This is a genomic window from Candidatus Baltobacteraceae bacterium, from assembly GCA_036559195.1.
Lineage (GTDB): Bacteria > Vulcanimicrobiota > Vulcanimicrobiia > Vulcanimicrobiales > Vulcanimicrobiaceae > JALYTZ01.
This window is the reverse complement of record DATBTN010000073.1, coordinates 64371-87321: the sequence shown is the minus strand read 5'-3', so window position 1 is coordinate 87321 and position 22951 is coordinate 64371. Positions and strand designations below refer to the sequence as shown.

19 protein-coding genes are annotated in these 22951 nt (G+C 64.0%); 10 read left to right on the top strand and 9 right to left on the bottom strand.

All coding sequences use genetic code 11. The annotated features are described in order from the left end of the window. Window positions 1-415: 415 nt before the first annotated feature. Window positions 416-1288 carry a bifunctional 5,10-methylenetetrahydrofolate dehydrogenase/5,10-methenyltetrahydrofolate cyclohydrolase gene (locus VIG32_12090; GenBank protein HEY8298748.1) on the bottom strand — a complete coding sequence of 291 codons (873 nt, stop codon included), beginning with the start codon at window positions 1286-1288 and terminating at the stop codon, window positions 416-418. A 49-nt stretch (window positions 1289-1337) separates the two neighbouring features. Here VIG32_12090 and VIG32_12085 point away from each other — a divergent pair, with 49 nt between their 5' ends. The 3 genes from VIG32_12085 to VIG32_12075 are packed head-to-tail and all read left to right on the top strand — an operon-like array spanning window position 1338 to window position 3086. Next, window positions 1338-1595, top strand: a complete 258-nt coding sequence (locus VIG32_12085; GenBank protein HEY8298747.1) for a hypothetical protein — start codon at window positions 1338-1340, stop codon at window positions 1593-1595. Further along, on the top strand, window positions 1596-2129 hold the full coding sequence (locus VIG32_12080) for a TlpA disulfide reductase family protein (protein HEY8298746.1): 534 nt from the start codon (window positions 1596-1598) through the stop codon (window positions 2127-2129). It abuts the gene before it with no gap. 3 nt (window positions 2130-2132) lie between these two features. After that, window positions 2133-3086: a hypothetical protein gene (locus VIG32_12075; protein ID HEY8298745.1), complete on the top strand. Its 954-nt coding sequence runs from the start codon at window positions 2133-2135 to the stop codon at window positions 3084-3086. On the opposite strand, the gene VIG32_12070 is transcribed toward VIG32_12075, so the two are convergent. From VIG32_12070 to VIG32_12045, 6 genes are all read right to left on the bottom strand, one after another. Next, window positions 3067-4266 (bottom strand): hypothetical protein, encoded by a 1200-nt coding sequence (locus VIG32_12070; protein ID HEY8298744.1) that lies wholly within the window; start codon window positions 4264-4266, stop codon window positions 3067-3069. The genes VIG32_12075 and VIG32_12070 overlap by 20 nt on opposite strands. 93 nt (window positions 4267-4359) lie before the next feature. Then, window positions 4360-5691: a TldD/PmbA family protein gene (locus VIG32_12065; GenBank protein ID HEY8298743.1), complete on the bottom strand. Its 1332-nt coding sequence runs from the start codon at window positions 5689-5691 to the stop codon at window positions 4360-4362. Further along, complete coding sequence (locus tag VIG32_12060) at window positions 5684-7135, bottom strand: TldD/PmbA family protein (protein HEY8298742.1); 1452 nt, start codon at window positions 7133-7135, stop codon at window positions 5684-5686. The genes VIG32_12065 and VIG32_12060 overlap by 8 nt, the downstream gene beginning before the upstream one ends. 8 nt (window positions 7136-7143) lie before the next feature. Beyond that, window positions 7144-9294, bottom strand: coding sequence for a phosphodiester glycosidase family protein (locus VIG32_12055; GenBank protein ID HEY8298741.1), 2151 nt, complete (start codon window positions 9292-9294; stop codon window positions 7144-7146). A gap of 27 nt (window positions 9295-9321) precedes the next feature. Continuing rightward, window positions 9322-10581, bottom strand: coding sequence for a YncE family protein (locus VIG32_12050; GenBank protein HEY8298740.1), 1260 nt, complete (start codon window positions 10579-10581; stop codon window positions 9322-9324). Then, window positions 10565-11848, bottom strand: a complete 1284-nt coding sequence (locus VIG32_12045) for a carbon-nitrogen hydrolase family protein (protein ID HEY8298739.1) — start codon at window positions 11846-11848, stop codon at window positions 10565-10567. Before VIG32_12045 ends, VIG32_12050 begins: the two co-directional genes overlap by 17 nt. Between VIG32_12045 and VIG32_12040 the strand changes: the two genes are divergently transcribed. Both VIG32_12040 and VIG32_12035 read left to right on the top strand, forming a co-directional pair. After that, entirely contained in the window at window positions 11829-12290 is a 462-nt protein-coding gene (locus VIG32_12040) for a hypothetical protein (GenBank protein HEY8298738.1), read from the top strand. The two genes, VIG32_12045 and VIG32_12040, sit on opposite strands and share 20 nt — an antisense overlap. A gap of 224 nt (window positions 12291-12514) precedes the next feature. Then, window positions 12515-13366, top strand: coding sequence for a hypothetical protein (locus VIG32_12035; GenBank protein HEY8298737.1), 852 nt, complete (start codon window positions 12515-12517; stop codon window positions 13364-13366). Between the two features lie 105 nt (window positions 13367-13471). Here VIG32_12035 and VIG32_12030 read toward each other — a convergent pair whose 3' ends face one another. Beyond that, window positions 13472-14845, bottom strand: coding sequence for a copper amine oxidase N-terminal domain-containing protein (locus VIG32_12030; protein ID HEY8298736.1), 1374 nt, complete (start codon window positions 14843-14845; stop codon window positions 13472-13474). A gap of 244 nt (window positions 14846-15089) precedes the next feature. Then, a complete protein-coding gene (locus VIG32_12025; GenBank protein HEY8298735.1) occupies window positions 15090-15485 on the bottom strand; it encodes a hotdog domain-containing protein in 396 nt (131 codons plus the stop codon). Between the two features lie 178 nt (window positions 15486-15663). Between VIG32_12025 and VIG32_12020 the strand changes: the two genes are divergently transcribed. The 5 genes from VIG32_12020 (at window position 15664) to VIG32_12000 (ending at window position 22942) form a co-directional block, all read left to right on the top strand. Further along, the gene (locus VIG32_12020; protein HEY8298734.1) at window positions 15664-16944 is read left to right on the top strand and encodes an efflux RND transporter periplasmic adaptor subunit; all 1281 of its coding nucleotides are present in this window, start codon (window positions 15664-15666) and stop codon (window positions 16942-16944) included. Next, complete coding sequence (locus tag VIG32_12015) at window positions 16941-18440, top strand: TolC family protein (protein HEY8298733.1); 1500 nt, start codon at window positions 16941-16943, stop codon at window positions 18438-18440. The genes VIG32_12020 and VIG32_12015 overlap by 4 nt, the downstream gene beginning before the upstream one ends. 47 nt (window positions 18441-18487) lie before the next feature. Next, window positions 18488-19636 (top strand): hypothetical protein, encoded by a 1149-nt coding sequence (locus VIG32_12010; GenBank protein HEY8298732.1) that lies wholly within the window; start codon window positions 18488-18490, stop codon window positions 19634-19636. A 124-nt stretch (window positions 19637-19760) separates the two neighbouring features. Next, complete coding sequence (locus tag VIG32_12005; GenBank protein HEY8298731.1) at window positions 19761-21308, top strand: peptide ABC transporter substrate-binding protein; 1548 nt, start codon at window positions 19761-19763, stop codon at window positions 21306-21308. Next, complete coding sequence (locus VIG32_12000) at window positions 21305-22942, top strand: peptide ABC transporter substrate-binding protein (protein HEY8298730.1); 1638 nt, start codon at window positions 21305-21307, stop codon at window positions 22940-22942. Before VIG32_12005 ends, VIG32_12000 begins: the two co-directional genes overlap by 4 nt. The last annotated feature ends 9 nt before the right edge of the window (window positions 22943-22951 follow it).

Genomic DNA, 22951 nt, shown 5'->3' with positions numbered 1-22951 from the left:
TGTCATCCTGAGCCTGTCGAAGGACGACACGCCCATGCTTCGACAAGCTCAGCATGACAAGTCCCTCGTTGCTGTCATCCTGAGCCTGTCGAAGGACGACACGCCCATGCTTCGACAAGCTCAGCATGACAAGTCCTCGTTGCTGTCATCCTGAGCCTGTCGAAGGACGACACGCCCATGCTTCGACAAGCTCATGCTTCGACAAGCTCAGCATGACAAAAAAAACCATTGTCATCCTGAGCCTGTCGAAGGACGACACGCTCATGCTTCGACAAGCTCATGCTTCGACGAGCTCATGCTTCGACAAGCTCATGCTTCGACAAGCTCATGCTTCGACAAGCTCAGCATGACAAGTCCCCCGATTGTTGTCATCCTGAGCCTGTCGAAGGGCGGCAGGCTCGTGCTTCGCACGGGTTCAGCGTGATGGCGAGGGGTGTTCGGCGGCTTTGATGACGTTGCGTAGGAGGGCGACGTTGGTGACGGGGCCGACGCCGCCGGGAACCGGGGTGATGGAACCGGCAACTTTGACGGCCGATGCGAAGTCGACGTCGCCTTTGAGCGTTCCGTCGACCACCGTCGTTCCGACGTCGATAACCGTCGCGCCGGGCGCGATGTCGGCGCCGCCGATCAACCCCGGAACGCCGGTCGCGACGACGACGATCTCGGCCATGCGCAGATAGGGCTGCAGACTGTGCGATTCTTTGTGCAGCACCGTTACGGTGGCGTCGTTTGCGAGCATCAGCATCGCGACGGGCGCTCCCACTACGACCGAGCGCCCGATCATGACGGCCTTGCGGCCGGAGAGCGGCCAATGCGGGCTGCGCTCGAGCAACAACATCACGGCCGCGGGCGTCGCGGGCACGAACTCCGTGCCGCTGCCGAAGGCGAGATTGCCTTGATTGGTCGGGTGCGTGCCGTCGACGTCTTTGTGAACCGGAATCGCATCCGCGATCTCGCGAATCGAGAGGTGCGACGGAAGCGGCTGCTGCAGCATGACGCCGTGTACGCTTGGATCGTCACGCAGGCGGTCGAGCCGCTCGCGCAGGGTCGCGGCGGACGTACGCTCCGGCAACTCGTCCACGTGGACGGCGATGCCGACGCGCTCCCCGGTCTTCACGAGGTTGCGAACGTACGCCAAGCTCGACTCGTTTTCTCCGATAAGTTCGATGACGAGTCTGGGATGAATCCCCGCATCGCGCAGCGCACTACTGCGAGTAGAGAGTTCGACGCGTAGATCGGCGGCGACGCTTCGCCCGTCAAGAATCTGAGCCGGCACGGCAACGCGCATTCGTCCGTTAGAAGGAGCACCCCTGGAACACGTCCGTCGCGAAGCTCGTTTGGGCCGCCAATTCTCGGCGCCCGAATTCGAGCGCGCCTTCGCGGGTTTCCAGCAGCTCTATCACGTGCGCCCGTTGCGCGTACTCTGCAGTCCGGACGTGCTGGAGCGTTATTGCGCCATCTACGAACGCTCCGTAGAGATCGCGCACCGCGGTGCGATTCGCTACGAAGACGTGCCGGTCGTGGCCGCCGTCATGCCGGCCGGCACGATTGCCTTTGAAGGTGAAGTCGACGAAGATCGCATGGGGGACTGGTAGATGTCGCGATCGGCGAAGTGGATGTATTGGGTCGCCGGGGCGATCATCGCCGTTGCCGTCCTGGCCGGATATTTTCGCGGCGCGGGTTCTTCGCGCGCGGGCGGCCCGGCGGGGCTCGTCGGCCAACCCGCGCCCGCGTTTACGGTTGCGCGGCTCGACGGCACGCCGGATGGCCTGGCGTCGTACCGCGGACGCATCGTGGTGCTGAACCTGTGGGCGTCGTGGTGTCCCCCGTGCCGTGCGGAGATGCCGGATCTGCAGCGGCTCTACGCGCGGTACCGCAGCGCGAACCTCGTCGTACTCGGCGTAAACCAAGGCGAATCGGCCAAGCGCGCCGGTGCGTTCGCGCGCTCGCTGGGGATCCGTTTTCCCATTCTGCTCGATCCGCAGCAACGCTACGGCCGCGTCTATACGGCGCTCGGCCTGCCGACGACGATCGTGATCGATCCGCGCGGCATCGTCGTGCGGGGTTTCGACGGGCCGCTCTCTTACGACCAGATGGTGGCAGCCGTTTCACCGCTCGTGGGGAAATAGCGCGTGGGTGACGTGCCCATCGTCGCCGCCATAACGGTGGCCGCCGTTCTCGCGCAGGATCTCTTTCCCGGACGCGAGCTCTATCATTACGGCTGGTACGGCGCGTTGCTGGTCGCGCTTGTCGCGTATGCGGCGCTGCGTTTGCGCCGCATTCGGCGCGCTCGGCCGCGGGAGATCGGCGCGCTCGCCATGCTCGTTTTCGGCACGGCGATCGTCGCGTTCGCGGGCGCTGCCAGCGGCCTGCTCGCGCCCGATACGCAGACCGTTCTCGGCGCCCCCGGCGCCAGCGTTCCAAACGCCGACGCCGGCGGAACCTTCGTTTTTCCGTTCGCAGCCGGCGGCGCGCTGGCGCCGTCGGCCGGGTTGATCGTTCACCTGCAGCGACCCGGCTCGACGATCGCCGTCGGCGGCCGCAGGCCGGCGTTTACCGCCTCCTCCGTCATGTGGCAATCGCCGCGCACGGTCGTTTACGTGGAGGCCGAGGACGCGCGCGGAAACCGCCTAACGATCACGCAGCCGACGAACGGCACGTTTCTCTCGCCCATCCTGCTGATGGCGGCGCACACGACGATTGCCGGCATGAACGTGCCGGTCGACACGTTCTCGGTTCCGGCGGCGTCGCGCGTCGTAAAGGCCGTACTGTTTTCACCCGAGCAAGCCGCGCAGCTGCATACGAATCCGCCGATTCTCGGCTCGTCCGCGGTGCTCTTTGCCGTCTCCGATCAAAACGACCGCATCCTCCCCGGGGGCATCGGCGTCGTGCGGGCGGGCGCGCGGCGCAACCTCGCCGGTCTGCGTTTGCGCGCGGACGTCGGCAGCTATCCGGCGATCGTCCTCGCATCCACTCCCTACGCGCCGGCGCTGGCGATCGGTCTGCTTCTCGCCGTCGCCGGTTTCGGGCGTCTGCTCGCGATCGCACGCTCCGCACCGGCGGAGCCTATTGGGTCAGCACCTTGACCGTATTGTCGTTATCGTCGTTGAAATAAAGCCTCGGACTCTCGGCACTGCCGGCCCCAACCATGCCGAAGAGCGCGCCGGCGGGCCCGGTATCGACGTTCTTCACGGCCAAAAGCCGTCCGCTCGGCGAAATCTCGACCATGAGATTCGTGCCGTTGGGATCGAGCGTGTTGCCGATCACGAGGCTGCCGCCCGGCATCAGCGCCGAACTTATCGGGCCGTTGAGCGGCGCGCCCGAAAAGACGACGCGCGCGCGGTGCGCGAACGGGCCGCCGAACGACGTGCCGCCCGGATCTACGCTCAGGCCGTGCGCCGGAATCGTCGAAACGTGACGCAGCGCGTACACGGCGTTGTTCGCACCGTCGACGACGTACAGACGATCCTGTTGTGCGTCGTACTGCAGACCCGACGGCCCCAGAATGCCGCCCGGTGCGCCGCCGTTGATCGGAAAGCCCGTCGCGATAACGTCGAACGTAAAAGATTTTCCTGAAATACTGTTGATGCGAACGATGCTGCCGTCACCCGCATTGCTTTCGTAAAATGCGGCCGCGCGCCGATGATCGGCGCGTCCGGCAAAAGTCTCGCCCAACGGACCGTGCCACGGGCCGCCCGCAAGCGTCGTGAGTATCGCGCCGTTAGGCGACACGATCGGATTGTCGTTGGCGGCGAATGCCGCGGCCCAAATGGCATCGTTCGGAGCGAGCGCCAGGGCCGTGCACCCGAGCAGGTCTGCGGATTGTGCGACGTGCGTCGGAGCCGAGCCCGGCTGCGGACGCAGCGCGACGATCGTCGTTCCCGTTCCCTGCACGTTGCCCAGCGCGTTGCTATCGTTGAAGTTGCAGACCACGAGATCGCCCGCGTGCAGCGGGCCGGAATCGCTCTTTGCGATGTCGAGTCCGTAGGGGTTTTGATCGCCGTCGATCGGGTCGACCGTCGAACCGATCGTCGTGATGGTGTTGAGCCTTTTGAGGACCGGCGTCGCCGGATTAGGTCCTCGATCGTCGCTGTGATCGGTGTCGAGGGCCGCAGCGCCGAGCGACGAATTGGCTCCGGCTGCAGCCGAGGGAACCGTCGGCGTAAGGGCCGGGGTCGACTGCCCGGACCCTCCGCCGCAGGCCGTGAAAACGAAGACCGCTGCCGTAGCGGTTGCGACCGTTGCAATAGACGCGAAATGCCTCATGGGAAACGCCTCCACCGTAATCGAGTGCGTGCGAGAGGCAGATACGCTAAGCGAAAAAGATGAAAAAAGACTAAAAGTGCGGCTAGCGGCGAGCTAGAAATCGGTTCCGCTCGTGAACGTGAAGCCCTCGATCTTTGCCGACGGCACCACCATCGAGTAGTCGAAGCTCCCCGTGCGCCGCACGTCGCTTGAGAATTCGCAATGCCGGAGCGCCTCGATCACGCTGTGGTTAAAGCGCATGTTACGCACGCCGCAAACGATGCTGCCGTCTTCGATGAGGAAGGTTCCGTCGCGCGTCATGCCCGTTACGATCGCCCGGCGCTGATCGACGGTCCGGATGTACCAGAAGCGGCTGATCAGTAGGCCGCGTTTCGTCCCGGCGATGAGTTGCGCGATCGACGCCGAGCCGGGATCGACCACGAGGTGGGACGCCTGCGGGCCATAGGCGTTCGGCGCGGGCAGGGCGTGGCCGGTGTTGGTGCGGTTTAGACGCTTGGCCCAATAACTATCGGTGACGATCGCGCGCCCGACGCCGTCTTCGACGAGCGCGAGCCGCTGCGTCGGCTGGCCCTCGAAATCGATGGGCATCCCCGGTGCTAACGGGTGCGCGTAGTCGTCGCGAATCGTGACGTTCTCGCCCAGATACGGTTTGTCGAGTCCGTCGCTGAGAAACGACGACCCCTCGTCGAAGGACTGCGCCGAAAAGTGATCGCCGATGTAGGAGAAGAGTTCGCCGAAGGCCGCCGGTTCCAAAATGACGGTCCATTCGCCGGGATCGACCGCGCGCGGCTTGGCCGAAGCGAGGGCTTTCTGCGCGGCGGTCTCGGCGATCGTGCGCGCGCCGATGGCCGATACGTCGTTTGCGTAGGCTTCGCCAAAGCCGGTCGAATCATCGGCGTTCATCTTGACGTTGACGCCGGCGGCCGTTCCGTCGAAGGATGCCGTGGCGCCGCGCGTGTTGAGAATGGTGATGCCGGTCGCGTTGGTCGATGCGTATCCGGCCGCCCAGAGCCCGTCGCGTTCGGCAACCTCAAAGATCGCCTCACACATGCGGGTACGGATCGCCGGTGTGGCATCGGCGGTCTTCGGCGCGAACGCGCCGGGCGGTGTCTGCACGGCGCCGCCGTTCGGCAGGTCGGCTAGGCCGGGATCTTCAGGCGCGAGCCGTGCCAGGGCGATCGCGCGCTCGACGCAGGCTTGGAGCGAGTCGTCGTTCACGACGTTCGTCCGGGCGACTCCGGTGCGCAGTCCGACGATCGCGCGGATCGAGACCGCAACGTCGTTACTGGCGACGTTTTGATGAATGGCGTTGTGAGTAAAACGCGTGAGTTCGTTCTGCGCGCTATGGACCAGCGCTTCGGTGTGATCGGCGTTCGAGCGTTCCAGAATGCGCGCGCCCAACGCCTCGCGCGCCGCCTTATCCACCGTAGCCTACCCCCACGCGAACGTTGCGGAAGCGCGCCGGCGACGCGCACTGCGCCGTGCGCCCCGTCTGTATCGGTTCGCCTTTCCCGCAATTGGGCGTGCCCCAGGCGACCCACGAGTCCCGGTCTGCGATCGCGTCGCACGAATTCCAAAACTGCGGCGTAACGCCCGCGTACGTCGGATTCTTCAGCATCCGTCCGCGGCGGCCGTTCTTGATCTCCCACGCGATCTCGCAGCCGAATTGAAAATTCAAGCGATGATCGTCGATCGACCAGCTCCGATTGCTCTCCATGTAGAGCCCGTCGGCGATATCGTCGAAAAGATGGTCGAACGCAACGTCGCCGGGCAAGAGGTTGAGATTGCACATGCGGATCATCGGTACGAATTCCCAGCTCTCGGCACGAACGCACGCGTTGCTCTGCCGTCCGATCGTGCGCGCGGTGTCGTTGCTCATTTCGTAGCCGGCGAGGCGCCCCGCGCGAATGATATCGGAGACGCCGCTGCGCGTGCCTTCGTCATCGTAGGCGGCGGTTGCCAAGCCGGCCGGCAGCGTGTTATCGATCTGAATCGTGACGATATCGGAACCGTACTGCAGCCGTTCGAGCCGGTCGATCTCGAGGAAACTCACGCCGGAGAAGTTTGCTTCCCAACCCATCACGCGATCGAGTTCCGCCGGATGGCCGCACGATTCGTGAATCTGCAGCGAGACCTGCGAGCCGCCTAAAACGATGTCGCACGTGCCGCTGGGGCTCTGCGGCGCGCGCAAAAGCGCGGCCGATTCTTCGCCGATGCGTTGCGCGTTCGCAGGGAGCTGCGCCGCCTCGACCACCTCCCAGCCTCCGGATTGGTAGAGACCGACATCGCCGGGAAAGGTTCGGGTCTGCACGTCGCCGTCGCCCACCGCCATCGCTTGCATTCCGCTTCCGGTTTGGCGCAGCGATTGGGCGATCTTCGAACCGATCGTGCTGTAGAAAAACTTGTCGGTCCGCCACAGGTCGAGCCACGCGCGTCCGACGCGTACCGACGGGTCGGCGTGCAGCGCGGCTTCGGCGGCCAGCAAGAGTTCGACGCGTTCGTCGAGCGGCACGTCGTCCGGATCGCGATGCATCGGCGTCGCGAACGTGTCGACGTACGCCTTAGGCGGTACGTCACCGAAGCGCCGGCGCGCGATCGCGGCGCCGGCGCGCGCGATCGCGACCGCGCGAGCGGCGGTGCGGTCCAAACCCGCGTCGGTCAGGTCGGAACTCGCCGCAAATCCCCACGCACCATCGAAGAGGGCGCGGATGCCGTAACCGCGGCTCGTTGCGTCCGAGAGCGTCACGACGACTCCGTTGCGCACTTCGATGCGCTCGGAGCGCGCTACCTCGAAGCGGATATCCGCATACCGTGCACCACCCGCGGCGGCCGTATCCAGCGCTCGGGCAGCGTTGCGGTCAAAACCCATGAGCGCCGCTATTGTCGGCTCGAATCGCCGCTGCCTGCCAGAATCGTGCGAACGTCGCGCAGCGAGATCGCGCCGGCGGCGCTAACCGGCGGTCCGCCGAGCGCGTTCACGACGTAGATTTGTGCGAGACGAACGGGTTGCGCGAGCGATGCGGGCAGCTTGACGACGACGTGGCGCCAACCGTTCCACGTAATCTTGCCGGCGGTCAGCGCGACGCGTTCGTTGATCGCGTTGAGCAGTGCCACGCGCAGGACTTCACCGTTGCCGTCGCCGTCGACGTCGAACGCAAGGCCCAACGATTGTTTCGGAAGCGGCACGCTGCCTTCGAGATACGCCGCGCGTTCGGTTCCGGTGAAATCGTAGTGCAGCGTCACGCAGGCCGCGCACGGCGTGCCGAAATCGAGCGACCCGGGTCCGTTGCGCGGAATCGTCGCGAAATGCACCAGCCCGCCGAGCTGGAGCGGCGCGTCGTGCTGGCCCACCGTCACGCGCTCGGATGCGACCGAATCGGCGACGCGCACGCTCACCGTCGCGTCGCGCGCGCCGGCGACGAAGGAGCCATCCGAATCGACGCGTCCCGAACTCGCGCTCCACTGCAGATGCGCCGGCAGCTCGAGCGGATATCCTTGCGCGTCGTAGGCACGTGCGGCCAGACGAACGCGCTCGCCCGGCGAAACGTTGGGATCTTTGGGAATCAACTCGATGCGTGCCGCGGCGTCGACGACGTGCACGGGCACGTCGGTTCGGAGCGAGCCGCGCGTCACGTGCAGGATGCCCGTGCGAGCTTGCGTGCCGGCGATGAATCGCTGCCCGACGATTTTGCCCAGGTCGGCTGGGATCGCGCGGATCTCTAAGGTTCCCACCGGCGGGAGCGGATGGCCGGCGGCATCGGTCGTCGTATCGCGCAGATCGATCTGGGCGCCGGCGAAGACTCGCACGAACTGCGGTGCGACGGCAAGACGCGCGGGCGGCCCTTGCGGCGCGTCGCTGTAAACCAACAGCGCATCGCCGATGCGGCGTTCGCTTCCGTCGGAAGGGGAGTTCTGCACGATCGCGCGCGAATCGCCGAGCGCGCGCGCAACCATCGTCGAGCTTCCGCCGCCGTCGAGCGCCATCCCCGTTACCGCGCCGAAGCCGAGCATCAACGATGCGAATTGCGCGCGCGAGAGGCCGATAGAGAGCGTCGGCTGGCGGCCGTCGACCACGAGCATCAGCAGCGTTCCATCGCGCGTGAGCGCGAGCCCGGAGCTTGGAATGCGCGTGTTGAATTCGCCGCCGGAGGGTCCGTCGGGGTCGTCGTAAGGCGCGCCGTCGCGCACGAGGAGCGGGCCGCCGCCGACGGCGGCGAGCAGATCGGCAAGCGGGGGCGTTGCGTTGGCCGTAACCGCGATCGTGCCGCCGGGATCGATCGCTCCGGCGTTCCCGTAGGCGTTGACGCCGATACCCAAATAGTAGCCCGCGGGCTGCCGCGTCGTGTTGTCGGCGATGCCGGCAATGCGGTAGCTCGAAAACGGCGGCGAGCCGCTCGTCGGCTGCAATCGTACGAGCGTGAGATTTTGCTCCGGCGGCACGTCGCCGAACTCCGGCGTCAACAGCGACGTGCCGCCGCTTGGCGGCGGCCAATCGTTGACGCCGTTGAGGTCGACGGTCGTTCCGCTCGCGAACTGTACGTTTCCGCCGAAGCCGAACTCGAGAAATTCGGGCTGTTTATCGCGCGTTAGTCCAAACGCGTAGCGATGCATCGGCGTCTTAAGCAACCGCCCGCCCTCGACCAAAATATTCAAGGGCGCGTTGGTGTTATTGATATCGAAGTAATCGCCGTTGACGCCGGCGACGGCGCCGGTCCGCGCTGCCATCGCCGAGACGGTCTCGCCGTTTGAATTCAAACGATCCGATGCGAGCGCCGTATCGAGACGAACGCTTGGATCGTGCAAGTTTACGGCGAGCACGTGAATGGAGAGCGGACCCTCGAGCGTCCACACCTCGTAGTCGCCGTAACTTACGCCCGGCGCAACGAACGAGATCGTCGGAGCGTCGGTCACGATCGACGGAAACGGTTGGGGCGGATCGATGGTCGCCGGCAACGCGCCCGCCAAGGCGGTAATCGGCGCGAGCAGCAGCAGAGCGAGAAGAAGCGATCGCGTCGCCGTTGTGATCATGTCAACGATACGTTCGCGACCGAGGATCTATTTCCAGGTTGCGATGCCGAGCGGAAATCCGCCGGTCGCGAAGGGAGCGTGCGCTACGCGCCGCAGGGATCGAAGATCGAAGACGTCGACGGCGTTCGCCCGCGTGCACGGAACGAACAAGCGGTGCGTGGCGCGATCGATGTGCGGGCGCCACGGCGTATCGCAGGTGCGCAGCGGGGCGCGCAGCGGGCGCAGCGTTCGCGCGTCGAGCACGTACACGACGTTTGCTTCTTCGTCGGTGACGAAGACTCGATCGCCTGCGGCATCGTAGGCGACGCCCAGCGGGAAGGCGAGCCGCGCGCTGCGCGCCGCGATGCGCTCCCGCTTGCCGCTCAGATCGATCGCGGCGACGAATCCGCCGCCGCCGTGCATCGAAGCGCTCGTATTGGAAACCACGTAGAGACGGCGGCGGCGCTCGTCGAGCGCGATGCCGAACGTCCGCGGTACCGATGCGATGCGCCGCCGCACCGTCATCGTATCGGCGTCGACCGCGGTGACGCTCGCATCGTTGACGTTGCCGACGTAGACGACGCGGCGTCGCGCGTCGACGGCCAGCCCTTCGGAGGTAATGCCGGTGCGCACCCGCGTCACGGCTCCGCCGGCGCTCACGCGCGTGAGGCCGCCGTACCCGGCAATGTCGCGATCGCTCACAAAGAACGCGCCGCTGGCCGGATCGCTCGCGATCTCGTTGCCGAGCGCTACGCCCGGGAACGCCTCGATCCGCCACGGCGAACGCCGGGCCAGCGCGAGAGAATCGCCGTCGGTATCCGGGGCCGCGATCGTGCCGTCGCGGCCGAAGGCCACGTCTCCCGGCGCTCCGCCGATCGGAACGTAGCCGACGATCGCGAACGTGTGCGAATCGTGCAAGACGATGCCGGCGTCGTAGGATGCGACGGCGATGAGTCCTTGCGAAAGCGGCGGGGCGGGCACGAGCCGCAATTCGGCGATTGCGGCCGCGCCCGGGGCTCCCGCGATCAGCGTGGCCGTGGTTGGAGCCGTCACGTTCGGCACGGTATAGACGAGGCCGTCGAGGCTGCCCGGACCTAAGAGGCTCACGCGATAGGGGGCGAACAGGCCGGTGATGGCGACCCGAACGCGGCTGCCGGGCAGATAGGGCCCGCGCGGGACCGCGAGCGCGACCGAGCCCACACGCTCCGCCGGCCGGTGCGGCACGGTGCCGAGCAACGCGAGACCCAGAAGCGTCGCGGCGAGAAAGAGCGGGAGCCCCCTCGTGAGTGTGTTAGCCGCGCGCGGCACGCGCGAGACCATCGAGCACGTCGGTATTCGGCGCGACGAACGTATTCTGCACGCGCGCGGGATCGAAGGCGAAGCTGGCCAGGTCGTATCCGGGAAACGTGCCCGCAACGACGCTTCCATCGGGATCGACGGCAAAGGCGCGTGCCTGCGCGGCGGCTAGAACGACGACGTACATCCGCAACTCCATCGCGCGAGTGCGGGCAAACGTGAGCGTCCAGAACGCATCGGTCGAGGGGGTCTCCCACACCGCGAGCGCGGCGCCGTCGGAGCGCGCGGGTACCAGACCCGCCGGATCGAGCATCTGCGAGTCGCCAACGTACGCGACGGCCGGGTCGGCCGCCGTCGCGGCCGGCCGATGCATGCCGCCGGGAGCGAGGACGAACGCGGCCTCAAGAATGCGCAGCCGTTCGTCTAATCCGGCCGCGTCGAACCGCGCGAGCGTGATGGCGATTCGCCGCGCCGAATCCGGCGTTCGCGAAGCGTCGCCGAACCGGTAGCTCGGGCGGGGCGGATGCGGATCGGCGAGTTCGATCTCCGCGAAGATCGTCTCGGCGCGATCCTGCGAAGCCATCGCGAGAACCTCGCCGCCGGCGTCGACGATCTGACTCTTACCGCAATAGGCGACGCACCCAAGCTCGACTCCGACTTTATTGGATGCGACGAAGGGAACGGCGTTTTCGCGCGCTCGGACACGAGCCAGCAGATCCGCCTGCGCGTTTTCGAACAGCGAGGGGTCGCGTCCGCTGGTTACCCAGGCGGTCGGCATGACCAGCACTTGGGCGCCGCGGTCGACCAAGGTGCGCGCGAGCGTGGGGATGCGGCCGTCGGCACAGACCAGTGCGCCGATCGCCCCGATCGAAGTCGCGATCGGCGCGAGCGAAGTACCCGCCTCGAACCATTGGCGGTCGAAGTGCCACAAGAATTGCTTGTCCGCATGCCCGGCGAGCGAGCCGTCGCTATCGATTACGAACGCACTATTAAGCAAGCAGCTTCCATTTTTTCGCGCGCCGCCGAAAACAACTATAGTACGCATCTCGCGTGCGACTGTTATACTGTCGGCAAGGGCCCGCTGGGTCGCTTCTCCGTCGTACGGGCGATGGCCCAGTACGTACGCCGGGGCGGTCCCCTCGGGCAGGACGACGAGTCGAGCGCCGGATCTCGCAGCTTCGCGAACGCGAGCTACGACGTCCGGCCAGATTTGTGCAAACGCGCTGCGCTCGTGCGCTGCGAGTTGGATGGAGGCTACGGTGATCGTACGACGGCTCATGCTTATCGCTGTTCTTTCGAGCATCACGCTCGCTTCCTGTTACGCGGCGGCGGGCGCGCGATATCGCGTCGCTCCCGCGGACGAATATTTCGGGCATATGAAAATGAGTATTCTCGAGATCGGCAATCGCTTGCGCGACGTGAGCAACAATGAAGACCGGCGCGCGCGGCCGGCCGATTCGATTCTCCACGATACGTTGCTCACCGAAGATGCGATCCACGATTGGGAGCACAAGTATCCCGCCGATCCGTGGCTCGCGCGCGACGTCGCGAGACTCGTCCACATCTATGCGCGGCTGCAGACGCCGGCTTCGATGGGGCGCATGCATCGCTGCATGTCGTGGCTTTCGTACCGGTATAAGAGCCGCCGCGCGCTCATCGCCGCCGAGCGCGTTGAGGTGGCGATCGCCGATTCGCACGTCAACGCGCGCATCCGGCGATAGCGCCGTAAGCTTTCTTATCTATGAGCAACGGAATGTGCGCGATTCTAGCGTGGCTGATCGATCGCTATTCCGCAACCGCATTTCCCGACGAAGCCTCGGCGAAATCGCGCAACCAAGCGCTTTATCGGCGTCGCATTTGAAGTAAGCGAACGCGCCGGCCTTGAAGAACGTTAGGCTATAAAGCGCTCTTCTCGTTGAAAGGGTAGTCGTTGAAACGTAGGTTCATGTCCGCATCGGCTGCGGCGCTCGCCGCCGGCCTCATCGGCACGGTCGTGGCGGCGCCGACCGCGCCGTCTAAAACTCCCCCCAAAACGTCGTCGCACAAGACGGCTTCCAAAGCGAACGCGATTTCGAAGTTTCGCGAACATCAGCTCGACATGCTGAAAGTTTCCGCACCCGGCGACGAATATTTCGGCCGTTTAAAACTGAGCTATCTCGGCATCAACAACACGTTCCACGACCAGACCGTTCGCGCCGGAGATTACACGGTCAGTCCCGACGTCATTTCTAAGGTCGCCTTTGCCGACGAAGCGCTGCACGCGTGGGCGAATAAATACCCGCACGATCCCGAACTCGCGCGCTCGTATTTCTTGGCGATTCGCACCTATAAGAAGATCTACACTCGCACGTATCAGGATAAAGCGTGGCAATACATGCACATCCTGACCAACAATTTCGGCAAAACGTATTTCGGTAAGCTCGAAAAGAAAGATCTCGCCATCGGCTTTACCGAGCATTACTTCGCGGAACCGGTTCCGTGCCCGACGCCGGCACCGAGCCCGCTTCCCGGCGCGAAACCGACGCCGACTCCCGAGCCCACGATGACGCCGGTTCCGACCCCGTCACCGACGACCGCCCCGGGTCAGCCGAAGATCGATATTCTGACGCCGCCGTGCGTCGCTGCGCCGACCCCGGCTCCGGTCCCAACCATCGCTCCCAGCGGCGCGCCGTCGCCCGCAGCCTCGGGCGCGCCAACCCCGCTCCCCAGCGCTTCCCCGGTCCCAATCCCAACCGGCGCTATGACCCCGGTGCCGGTGCCTAGCCCCGTAGCGACCCCAACGCACCACCCCCGATAACCGGTCCTTCGACAAGCTCCGTCCTTCGACAAGCTCAGGATGACACAAAGAAAAGGACCCCGGCAGTGCCGGGGTCCTTTTTGCTCTAGAACCGCTAAGCGGAGACTAGAACTTGATTCCAAGCCCGACGTAGGGCCCGTTGTGGGTGAAGTCAACCGGAGCATTCGACTTGTTCTTTCCACGGTCGCCGAGGAAGCCGAAGTCGATGTAGACCGGCGTGCTCGGGCCGAACGTGAACGTTCCGCCGATGTCGTACTTCAGGACGTTGTACTCGAGGTCATACGGACCTGCGGGGCACACATCCGTTCCGCACGTACCCTTGACGTTCGGGTAGTACCAGGCACTACCGTAGATCGAGAAGGGTTGGTTGAGGTCGGGGAGTTTCTCGAGACCGAAACCGACCGAGTGGAGACGCGGGTAACCGTAGTTGCCCGAACGCGCCATGTAGCCGATGCCGATGTAGATGCGCGGGTCGGCGACCTTCAGGCCGAGACGGCCGTCGAAGTCGTAGTCGCGCACGGTGAACGCCGGAACGAAGGTCTGGAACTGGCCGCCGATGGCGGTAACGCAGCCCGGATCGCCGCCCGATGCGTGGCCACCGATGCCGTCGCAAACTTGACCTTGGTTGGCCGCGGTCGTCGCGACGCCTTGGTTATGCGGGTAGTTGAACTGACGATAGTCGGCTTCGAGCATCCAGGGCAGGTTGAACAGGTTGAACTCGTATGCGCCTTTGAGACGATACGAGAAGCCGCCGTTCGTGTTGCTGCCGGTGTTGCCCGGGCTGAATTCGTTGTAGATCTTCGGCGAGATGATGTAGTCGCCGGCGATGAACTTGTCCATGTACGGGGTTGCAACCGGGGCCGGGGTCGGCGCGGTCGTCGGAGCCTCGGTCGGAGCCGGGGTCGGCGGCGGCGGCGGCGTGGCCGGGTTGTAACGGACGACTACGAGTTTACGATCCGGAACCCATTGGACGTACGCGCCCATGCCTTCCGAAATGACGCGGACCGGCACGACGACGTTACCCTGGTAGATTTCCGGGGGAACGTCGAGCGGGCGCGATTCGCCGTTGATCACGACTTCGGGCTTGCCGACCGTGACCTTGACATCGGCTCCGGCCTTCGTGACGTCGACCGTCTTGCTGCCGGGGTCGTAAGAAACCGTCGCGCCCATTTGCTCGAACATCGAGCGAAGCGGGATCAGGATGGTACCGCCGCGCACGAGCGCGGAGAGCACGCGACCCTGCTTGAGGGTGTCGGGTTTCGAATAAACGTGATGATCGTTGAATAGAATCGGGATCTGACCCGACGGCGGGGAACCGAAGTTTGCCGCCGGCATAGCAGTCGTGCTCGACGAAGCCTGAGCGATCGCATTGGGTCCGAGGTTGCCTTGCGATGCAGGATTCGACGGAGCGGCGACCGCGTTAAGTCCAAGACCGGCTGCGAACAGCACGGCGAGGACTCCGGTGCTCAGTCGTTTCAATGTTTCCTCCTAGTTAGAATGAGACCTCAGCTTGCCTTCGGGCCCGTTCTCACGGACTTGACCCCACGGCGAACCAAGCTTGGGTTTCGTCGCAGGGCCCATACCCAAAAACAAAGGCTATTAATCTCTTCGGGAACAGCAGATTGCCCCCCCTCCAATGTAACCGACGGTTTTTCCACCCATATTGGCTACCTTTGTCGGCTGGGGCTCTTTCACTCGCCCGCTACTTCCTGTAAATGTAGCGTTAAGCGAGCTTATCTTCAAGCTTTGCGCGAAATTTTGCTCGATCGATAACGTACCGCTCGTGCGTTCCCTCGGCTACGGCCTCTTGTTCGTCGAACACGGCGACGGCAAAACTGATCCGCGGCCCGTCCACCAAGACCACCTCAACCTCGGTCCGCACGATGAATCCAACGGGCACCGGCTTGTGGTGCTCCAGGTCGATATGGGTCCCGAGGGTGATCTCGTCGGCCGCCAAGGCGGGCGCGACGCAGGCCATTGCGGCTTCTTCGATCAGTTGGACCAGCATCGGGGTGGAGAGGACGTCCGCACCTTTGTTGCCGGCCTTCTCGGCGGTCATCCACTCTTCGACGCGGCTCTGCCTGCTAAAGGTGCGCCCGATATCGAGTTTCGCGCTCATGCCCCTACTCAATACGTGAATCTGCCCCCCGCCGCCTTCGGGGAAGGGTGCGCGCAACAAGCGAGTAAGCCTATTCTCAGGTTCATATCGTAGGAATGAATCAAATCGGTCGCTGACCCGTATAGAAACACGAAGCGCCCTTATTGACGGATACGCCGTTGCCATAATCAGGAGAATAATGCAGTACCATCGCTTGGCGATCGCCCTCGGGCTCGCCTCGGTCGTCGGCCTCGCCGGATGCGGCGGCGGCTCGAAGCAGCCGCACGGTCCGGTCGCGCTCAACGTGGACGTCGCGCAGGCGCAGCGTCAGAACATCGCGACCTTCATCGCGCTCGACGGCCAAGTCGCTCCGCTCGAACAATCGACGCTCTCGTTCCAGCAATCCGGCCCGGTCGTCGGAGTTTACGTACATGAGGGCGACCGCGTCGCCGCCGGCGAGATGCTGGCGAAGATCGACGACTCGACGCTGCGCGCGCAACTCGCGCAAGACGAAGCGCTCATCAGCGAGGCCTCGGCACGCGCGCGTTCGTCCACGCTGACCGTCCCCGTGACGCAGTCGCAAACGAGTGCGGCGGCCCAGTCGGCCCAGGCGGCGCTTGCGAGCGCCAAACTCAGCTACGACCAGAACCTGCAGTTGTTCAAGCAAGGATACGTCTCGCAATCGCAACTCGAATCGTCGCGAGCCGCGTACATCCAGGCTCAGAACACCGCTCGCTCGACGGTGGCGCAGCAGCAGAACACCGGGATTTCGAGCGCGAACGCGCAGGCGGACGTCGCCGCGGCGCAAGCCGCGCAGGCGCAAGCCAATACGCTGCGCACGCAGATCGGACAGACCGCGCTCTACGCTCCGTACGACGGCGTGATCACGTCGCGTCTGATGGATCCCGGCGCGCAAGCCGGTCCGTCCGCGCCCGTCTTCACGATCTCGAAAGTGGACACGGTGTACATCAACGTCAACGTGCCCGACGAAGATCTTCGATACGTCCATCCCGGCACGCCGGTGACGTTCAAATCCGATACGCTCGGAACGCGTTCGTTCCGCGGCCGCATCGACACGCTCAACGCGGTACCGACGCAGGGCACGCTTTCGTATCGCGCGCGCATCGTTCAATCCAACCCCGGCTCGCTGTTGCGCGGCGGCATGCTCGTCTCGGTCACGGTGCAGGAAGCGCGCCGCGACAATGCGATCGTCGTTCCGCGCTCCGCGATCGCGCAGACCGATCAAGGCAGCAGCGTCTTCATCGTCGATGGCGGCAAGGCCGTGCAAGTTCCGGTACAGATCGGCTTGCAGACCGATACGCTTTCGGAAGTGATTAGTCCCAAAGTGCGGCCGGGAACGCAAGTGATCACGACGCGTCCCGACGCGCTGCAGAACGGCAGCGTCGTCGCCGTTAACGGCGCCGGCGGCCCGCCGGGAGCGCCCGGCACCCCAGGCGGAAAGCACAAGCGTACGCCGTGAAGTATACGCAACGTCTCTTGACCGGCGTCCTCGCGCTCGGCGGCCTTTGCGCGCTGCTTGGGACCGGCGCGCCGGGGCTCGTGTCGGCCGCAACGCCGCGCCCGACCCCGACGCCCATTCCCGTCAAATCGCCAACGACGCTGCCATATCCGGCGTACGGAACGCCCGCGCCCGGCGTGCGGCAAACCCAACCCAATCCGGCAGTGCCGACCCAGATTACGTTGCAGCAAGCGATCGATATCGCAGCTGCGAAGTCGCCGATCCTCGCCGCGGCTCGCGCGGATTACAATATTTCGACCGTTCCCGTGCAACTCGCCAAATCGGCGATCTTTCCGAACGTGGCGGCGGTCGGTTCGATCGCGCGCAGCAACGGTGGCCGCTCGGGCGGCTCGAACTCGGGGACGGGCGGTTCGACGACCACGCTCGGAAGCAGCGGATCGACTAACGAATCGCTGCAGCTCACGTTGCGTCAATTGATCTTCGACGGCGGCAAGACCGTCGCGCTCATCCATTCGGCGCGGGCGACCGAGGCCGCCGCCGCCGGCACCTACGAACGTAACTTGCAATTGCTCTCGTTCAACGTCGCGCAAGCATACTACAACGCACTGCAGGCGCAGGCCGCAACGCAACTGGCCGCGCGAGTCGTGCAGCAAAACGTCGTGCAAGAGAATCTGATCCGCGCGCAGATTCGCGCCGGCACGGAAGCGCGTGCGAGTTTGCTCGCCGCCGAGGTACCGACCGCGCAAGCGCGCGTCGCACTCGTGCGCGCGCAGGGTACGGAGATCTCGGCCGATGCCGCTTTCGCAAACGAACTCGGGCTCGATGCGAATACGGCGGTTCTGCCCGTCAACGATACGCCGGCCGGCGCGGCGGCATCGCTGTTGAAGGTGCCGGTGCTCGGCTACGACACGGCGGTAACGCGTGCGCTCGCGCTGCGTCCGGATTACCTCGCGTCGCAACACACCGTCGATGCGGCGAAATATTCGCTGCGCGCCGCCAAACTCGGCCGCTTCCCGACTCTTACCGGAACGGCGGATGCGGGAACGAGTTCGACCACGCCCAACGGCGGCGATTTCCGCAGCAGCAACTCGATCGGCGCGTCGCTGAACATACCGATCTTCGACCAAGGCGTCACGGCCGCTCAGAGCGCGCAGGCTCAATACCAACTGGATAAGGCCAACGCCCAACTCGAGAGTACGCGCATCGGACTCGAGCTCAACGTCCGTCAAGCGCTTGCGGGATTGATCTCCTCGCAAGCGGCGACCCAGCAAACCGCCGTCGAACTGGCCAACGCGACCGAGCAAGTCAAGGCGACGCAAGCCCAGTATCGGGCCGGCGTCACCAACCTGCCGCTCTTGCTGCAAGCGCAACTGGGCCTCACGCAGGCCGAGACCGACCGTTTGAACGCCGTCTACCTGCTGCGCCAATCCGAGCAGACGTATCTCTTCGCCATCGGCGAGAGCGACCTAGCCACCGGCCAACCGGCGACTCCTTAGCCAACGGCGTGGGGAGGGCGAAGCTGCGCGTCTAATACCGCGTGGCTATGCCCTCCCAAACCATTCCGGCCGCGATTAGCGACCCCGTCAACGCGGCCATCTTGGCGATCTCCGAAGATCGCCTAGCGGGTTTTCAAGAAGATCCCTTCGGCGCGATTGCCGCCCAGTCGAACGTTCCGGTCGAAACGGTCCTCGAGCGCGTCGTCGCGATGCTGCGGGCCGGCACGATCCGGCGCGTTCGGCAGACGCTCATGGCGACCAATCTCGCGCAAGGCTCGCTCATCGCCTGGCAAGTGCCGCAGGAGCGGCTCGATGCCGCGTTCGAGTTTCTCTTTCGCGAGGATCCGTTCTCCGGGCACGTCGTTATCCGCACGGCCGACGCGGCGACGCCGGGGTCTTCGTACCGGCTCTGGACGACGCTGAAGGTTCCGCAGGGCTACTCGATCCAGAAGCATGCCGAGTTCTTGCGCGACCGCATCGGCGCCGTAGCCTTCCGGCTCATGCCTGCGAAGAATCTCTTCGCGCTCGGCGTCGGACACGTGCGGCGCCGCGGAATCGAGCCCGGCAGCCGGGCCGACGTACTCGCCGAGGTGCTCCACACCAACATCGTCGCGCTCGACGAGATGGATTGGCGCGTTTTGATCGCCCTCAAACGCGAATTCGAACCCGAAGAGATCGTCCGCGATCTCTGGCGCGAACGCGCGCGGGCGGCGGGCGTCGATCTCCCGACGTTCTACGAGGTCGCGCGCTCGCTCAACGCGCGCAAGGTGATCGGGCGTTTCTCGACGTTCCTCGAACACGTCAAAGCCACCGCGAACAACGAACGCGTCACGCGATACAACGCGCTCTTTCATTGGTCGGTGCCGCCCGGCCGCGAGATCGATGCGGGTCGCGAAGTCGGCCGGCATCATATCATCACACACGCCTATTGGCGCGAGGGCGGTCCGGAATTTCGCAACGTGAACATCATGGCGGTCGCCCACGGCCTCGATAAAGACGTCCTGTTAGCGCACAAGGTCGCGATCGACGAACATTTGCGCGAGGCCGGCATCGACTATAGCTACACAAACGTTTTCTGGGGAGGACGCAGCGAGATCAAGCCATCGGAGATCTCGCCCGACGCCCTCCGCGAATTTTACAGCCGCCAAGGCATCGATCCGCAGGCGATGCACGACGACACTTCAACCGGAGGATGAACAGCTGAACATCTGGCTACGAACCGCCCTTCTCGCGGCCGGCGCCGCTCTCGCCTTTAGCGGCTGCACGAAGACCACTACCGGTTCGACCGCCGGGGGACCCAACCCATGGACCGTGCCGGGCGTGCTGCGGTTTGCCGAAAACCAGGATCCAAAGTCGCTCAACCCGCTGCTCAACGCCAGCGGCGTTACGGGCGACCTTTCGATGTTCATCTACTCGTACGCCGTGCGTTACAACGGGAAAGGCGAGCCGGTTCCGGACGCCGTCTCCGAAGTGCCGACGGTCGCTAACGGCGACGTCAGCAAAGACGGCCTCACCCTCAAGTACAAGCTTCGCCACAACATTACGTGGCAAGACGGTCAGCCGCTAACCTGCAGCGATCTGAAGTTCACGTGGCAGCTCGTGATGAATCCGAAGACCAACGTCGCCACGACCGACGGATACAAAGACATTAAAGACATCGACTGCAGCGATAAATACGTCGCGGTCGTACACATGAAGCGGGTCTACGCACCGTACCTGCAGCAGCTCTGGGGAGTGAACGGCAACGCGCCGATTCTGCCCGAACACCTTTTGGCTCCGTATCAGACGGCGCACGGCTCGATCAACGACGCGCCGTACAACTCCAAGCCCATCGGCAGCGGTCCGTTCCAAGTCATCGAGTGGAATCGCGGCTCCAACGTTCGGATGGAAGCTTATCCCAAGTACTTCATGGGTGCGCCGAAACTCAAGGAAGTCGATCTGCGCATTCTGACCGACGAAAACACGATGGAGACCCAGCTGCAAACGCACGAGATCGATATGCTCGCGCGCGGCACGCCACTAAACTGGCCGAAATACGAGGCGCTCGCGGACAATCCGAAAAACGGCCTGAAAGCCATCCAGGTCGATTCGTTTCTGTTCGACCACATCGACTTTAACTTGAAGAACCCGATCCTAAAGGATCTGCAGGTTCGCGTCGCGCTCGCCGATGCGACCAACCGTCAAGAGATTATCCAAAAAATCATGCACGGTGCGGCGACACCCGCCGAGACCGACCAGCATCCGACGCTCTCGTGGGCCTACACGAACGACATCGAGCATCACCCGTTCGATCCGGCCAAGGCCAAGGCGATCCTCGAGGCCGACGGTTGGAAGGTCGGCGCCGATGGAATCCGCGTCAAGAACGGAAAGCGCCTCGAGTTCGACCTGAGCACGCAGACCGAGGCCACCATGGGACGCGCGATTCAAACGCTGATTCAGCGCCAGTGGCACGACGTTGGCGTGCAGGCCGACGTCAAAAACTACGAAACGGCATCGATGTTCGCCAACGGCAACGCAGGTATTCTCGAGGGCGGACACTACGATGCGGCGATCTTCGCCTGGATCTCGGCATCGGATCCCGACGATAGCTCTCTCTACTCGGGCGACAATTTCGCGCCGCGCGGACAGAACAGCCTCTTCTGGAACGACCCGAAGGCGACCGCCGCGATGAACGACGCGCTCAAGACGATCGATCAGACGCGCCGTAAAGCGGATTACGTTATCGTGCAGCAAGAGTTGGCGAAGGAAGTTCCGACGATCATCCTCTCGTTCCGCAAAGAGCCCTACGTGTACAACACCGATCTCAAAGGGTACGATCCGTCGTCGGTTATTTCGTCCTTCTGGAACCCGTGGGAGTATTCGATTTGAGAAAGCTCGCAGCAATCGCTCTCGGCCTAGCGGTCCTCACCGCCGGATGCACTCGAAGCGGCGGAACGTCGGCAGTCCCCGGAGGGCGCAGCAACTCGTGGACCGTGCCGCACGTCTTGCGCTACGCGACGGGCGAGGATTTCTCGAGTCTCAATCCGGTCCTGAGTCAGCAGACGACGCTGAGTTTGATGGCCTCGTTAACGATGGCGTGGCTCATAAAATGGGACGTGCACGACCGGCCCTATCCGGAGTTGCTCACGCAGATTCCCGATCAGCATAACGGCGGCGTCAGCTCCGACGGCAAGACGATCACCTATCATTTGCGCAAAGGCGTGAAGTGGTCCGACGGCGTCGCGTTCACCGCCGACGACGTCGTATGGTCGATCGGCGCGATCTTGAATAAGAACAACAACATCGTGAGCCGGACCGGCTGGGATCTCATCACCAAGGTCGACGAGCCGGACAAATACACGGTCGTGCTTCACATGAGGAAGCCGTATTCACCGTTCGTGACGACGTTTTTTTCGACGGCCGGCGCGAATCCGTGCGTGCTGCCCAAGCACTTGCTCGCACAGTATCCGAACCTCAACAACGTGCCGTACAACGCGCTGCCCGTCGGCATCGGACCGTTCAAGTATAAAGAATGGCTGCGAGGCTCCAAGGTCGTCATGCTTCCCAACCCGCTCTATTTCCGCGGGTTGCCAAAGCTCAAAGAGATCGACTTCGAGATCATTCCCGACACGAATACGGTCATCACCCAACTCGAAGCCAAACAGCTCGATCTGTTCTACAACGCGCCGCCGAACCAGATCAACCGCTTCCGAGCGATGACGCCGTTCGTGACCGACGCGCAGCCCGATTATTATTACCGGCACATCGACTTCAACTTAAGTCACCCGGCGCTCAAAGAGCAGGCCGTTCGCGAAGCCCTGCGTTACGCTACCGATCGCGATGCGATCATCAATAAGATCTATTCGGGCGTCGGCAACCGGCAGGATCAGCCGGCCGCCAAAGTCGCGGCCTATTACGACCCCAAGATTCCGATCGTACCGTTCGATATCGCGAAGGCCAACGCGCTGCTCGATAAGGCCGGCTGGACGCTCGGACGCGACGGCGTGCGCTCGAAGAACGGCGTCAAGCTCAATTTAGACGTGGCGATCATTTCGGGCGATCCCAACGCCGCCTCGATGTTCGAGCTCATCCGCGGCTGGTGGAAACAGATCGGCGTGACGATCAGCATCCAGCACTATCTGCCGTCGCTGATGTTCAATCCGTATCAGAACGGCGGCATCGTCTATCGCGGCAAATTCGATGTGGTGTTTTTCCAGTGGGGCCTCGACCCGCTCGGCGATATGTCGAATCTCTTCGCCTGCAACCAGATTCCGCCCAACGGACAGAACGATCCGCGCTGGTGCGACCGGCGCGCGGATGCGGCGATGAAGGCGCTCTTCACGCACTTCGATCAAAGTCAGCGCAACGCCGACGATGCGATCGTCGCCGAGGAGTTCAACGCCGACGTTCCGTCGGTGGTCATTACGGGCACGAAGACGCTCTGGGTTTGGAATAAGGACCTCAAGAACTTTACGCCCAATGCGGCGGCGCCGTTCGATAACTTCATGAACGTCGATATCTGAGGAGGGAAG

Coding starts and splice junctions, on each gene's coding strand:
- VIG32_12090 (HEY8298748.1), bottom strand. CDS start 1,288: ATGCGCGTTGCCGTGCCGGCTCAGATTCTTGACGGGCGAAGCGTCGCC.
- VIG32_12080 (HEY8298746.1), top strand. CDS start 1,596: ATGTCGCGATCGGCGAAGTGGATGTATTGGGTCGCCGGGGCGATCATC.
- VIG32_12070 (HEY8298744.1), bottom strand. CDS start 4,266: ATGAGGCATTTCGCGTCTATTGCAACGGTCGCAACCGCTACGGCAGCG.
- VIG32_12060 (HEY8298742.1), bottom strand. CDS start 7,135: ATGGGTTTTGACCGCAACGCTGCCCGAGCGCTGGATACGGCCGCCGCG.
- VIG32_12055 (HEY8298741.1), bottom strand. CDS start 9,294: ATGATCACAACGGCGACGCGATCGCTTCTTCTCGCTCTGCTGCTGCTC.
- VIG32_12045 (HEY8298739.1), bottom strand. CDS start 11,848: ATGAGCCGTCGTACGATCACCGTAGCCTCCATCCAACTCGCAGCGCAC.
- VIG32_12035 (HEY8298737.1), top strand. CDS start 12,515: ATGTCCGCATCGGCTGCGGCGCTCGCCGCCGGCCTCATCGGCACGGTC.
- VIG32_12025 (HEY8298735.1), bottom strand. CDS start 15,485: ATGAGCGCGAAACTCGATATCGGGCGCACCTTTAGCAGGCAGAGCCGC.
- VIG32_12020 (HEY8298734.1), top strand. CDS start 15,664: ATGCAGTACCATCGCTTGGCGATCGCCCTCGGGCTCGCCTCGGTCGTC.
- VIG32_12010 (HEY8298732.1), top strand. CDS start 18,488: ATGCCCTCCCAAACCATTCCGGCCGCGATTAGCGACCCCGTCAACGCG.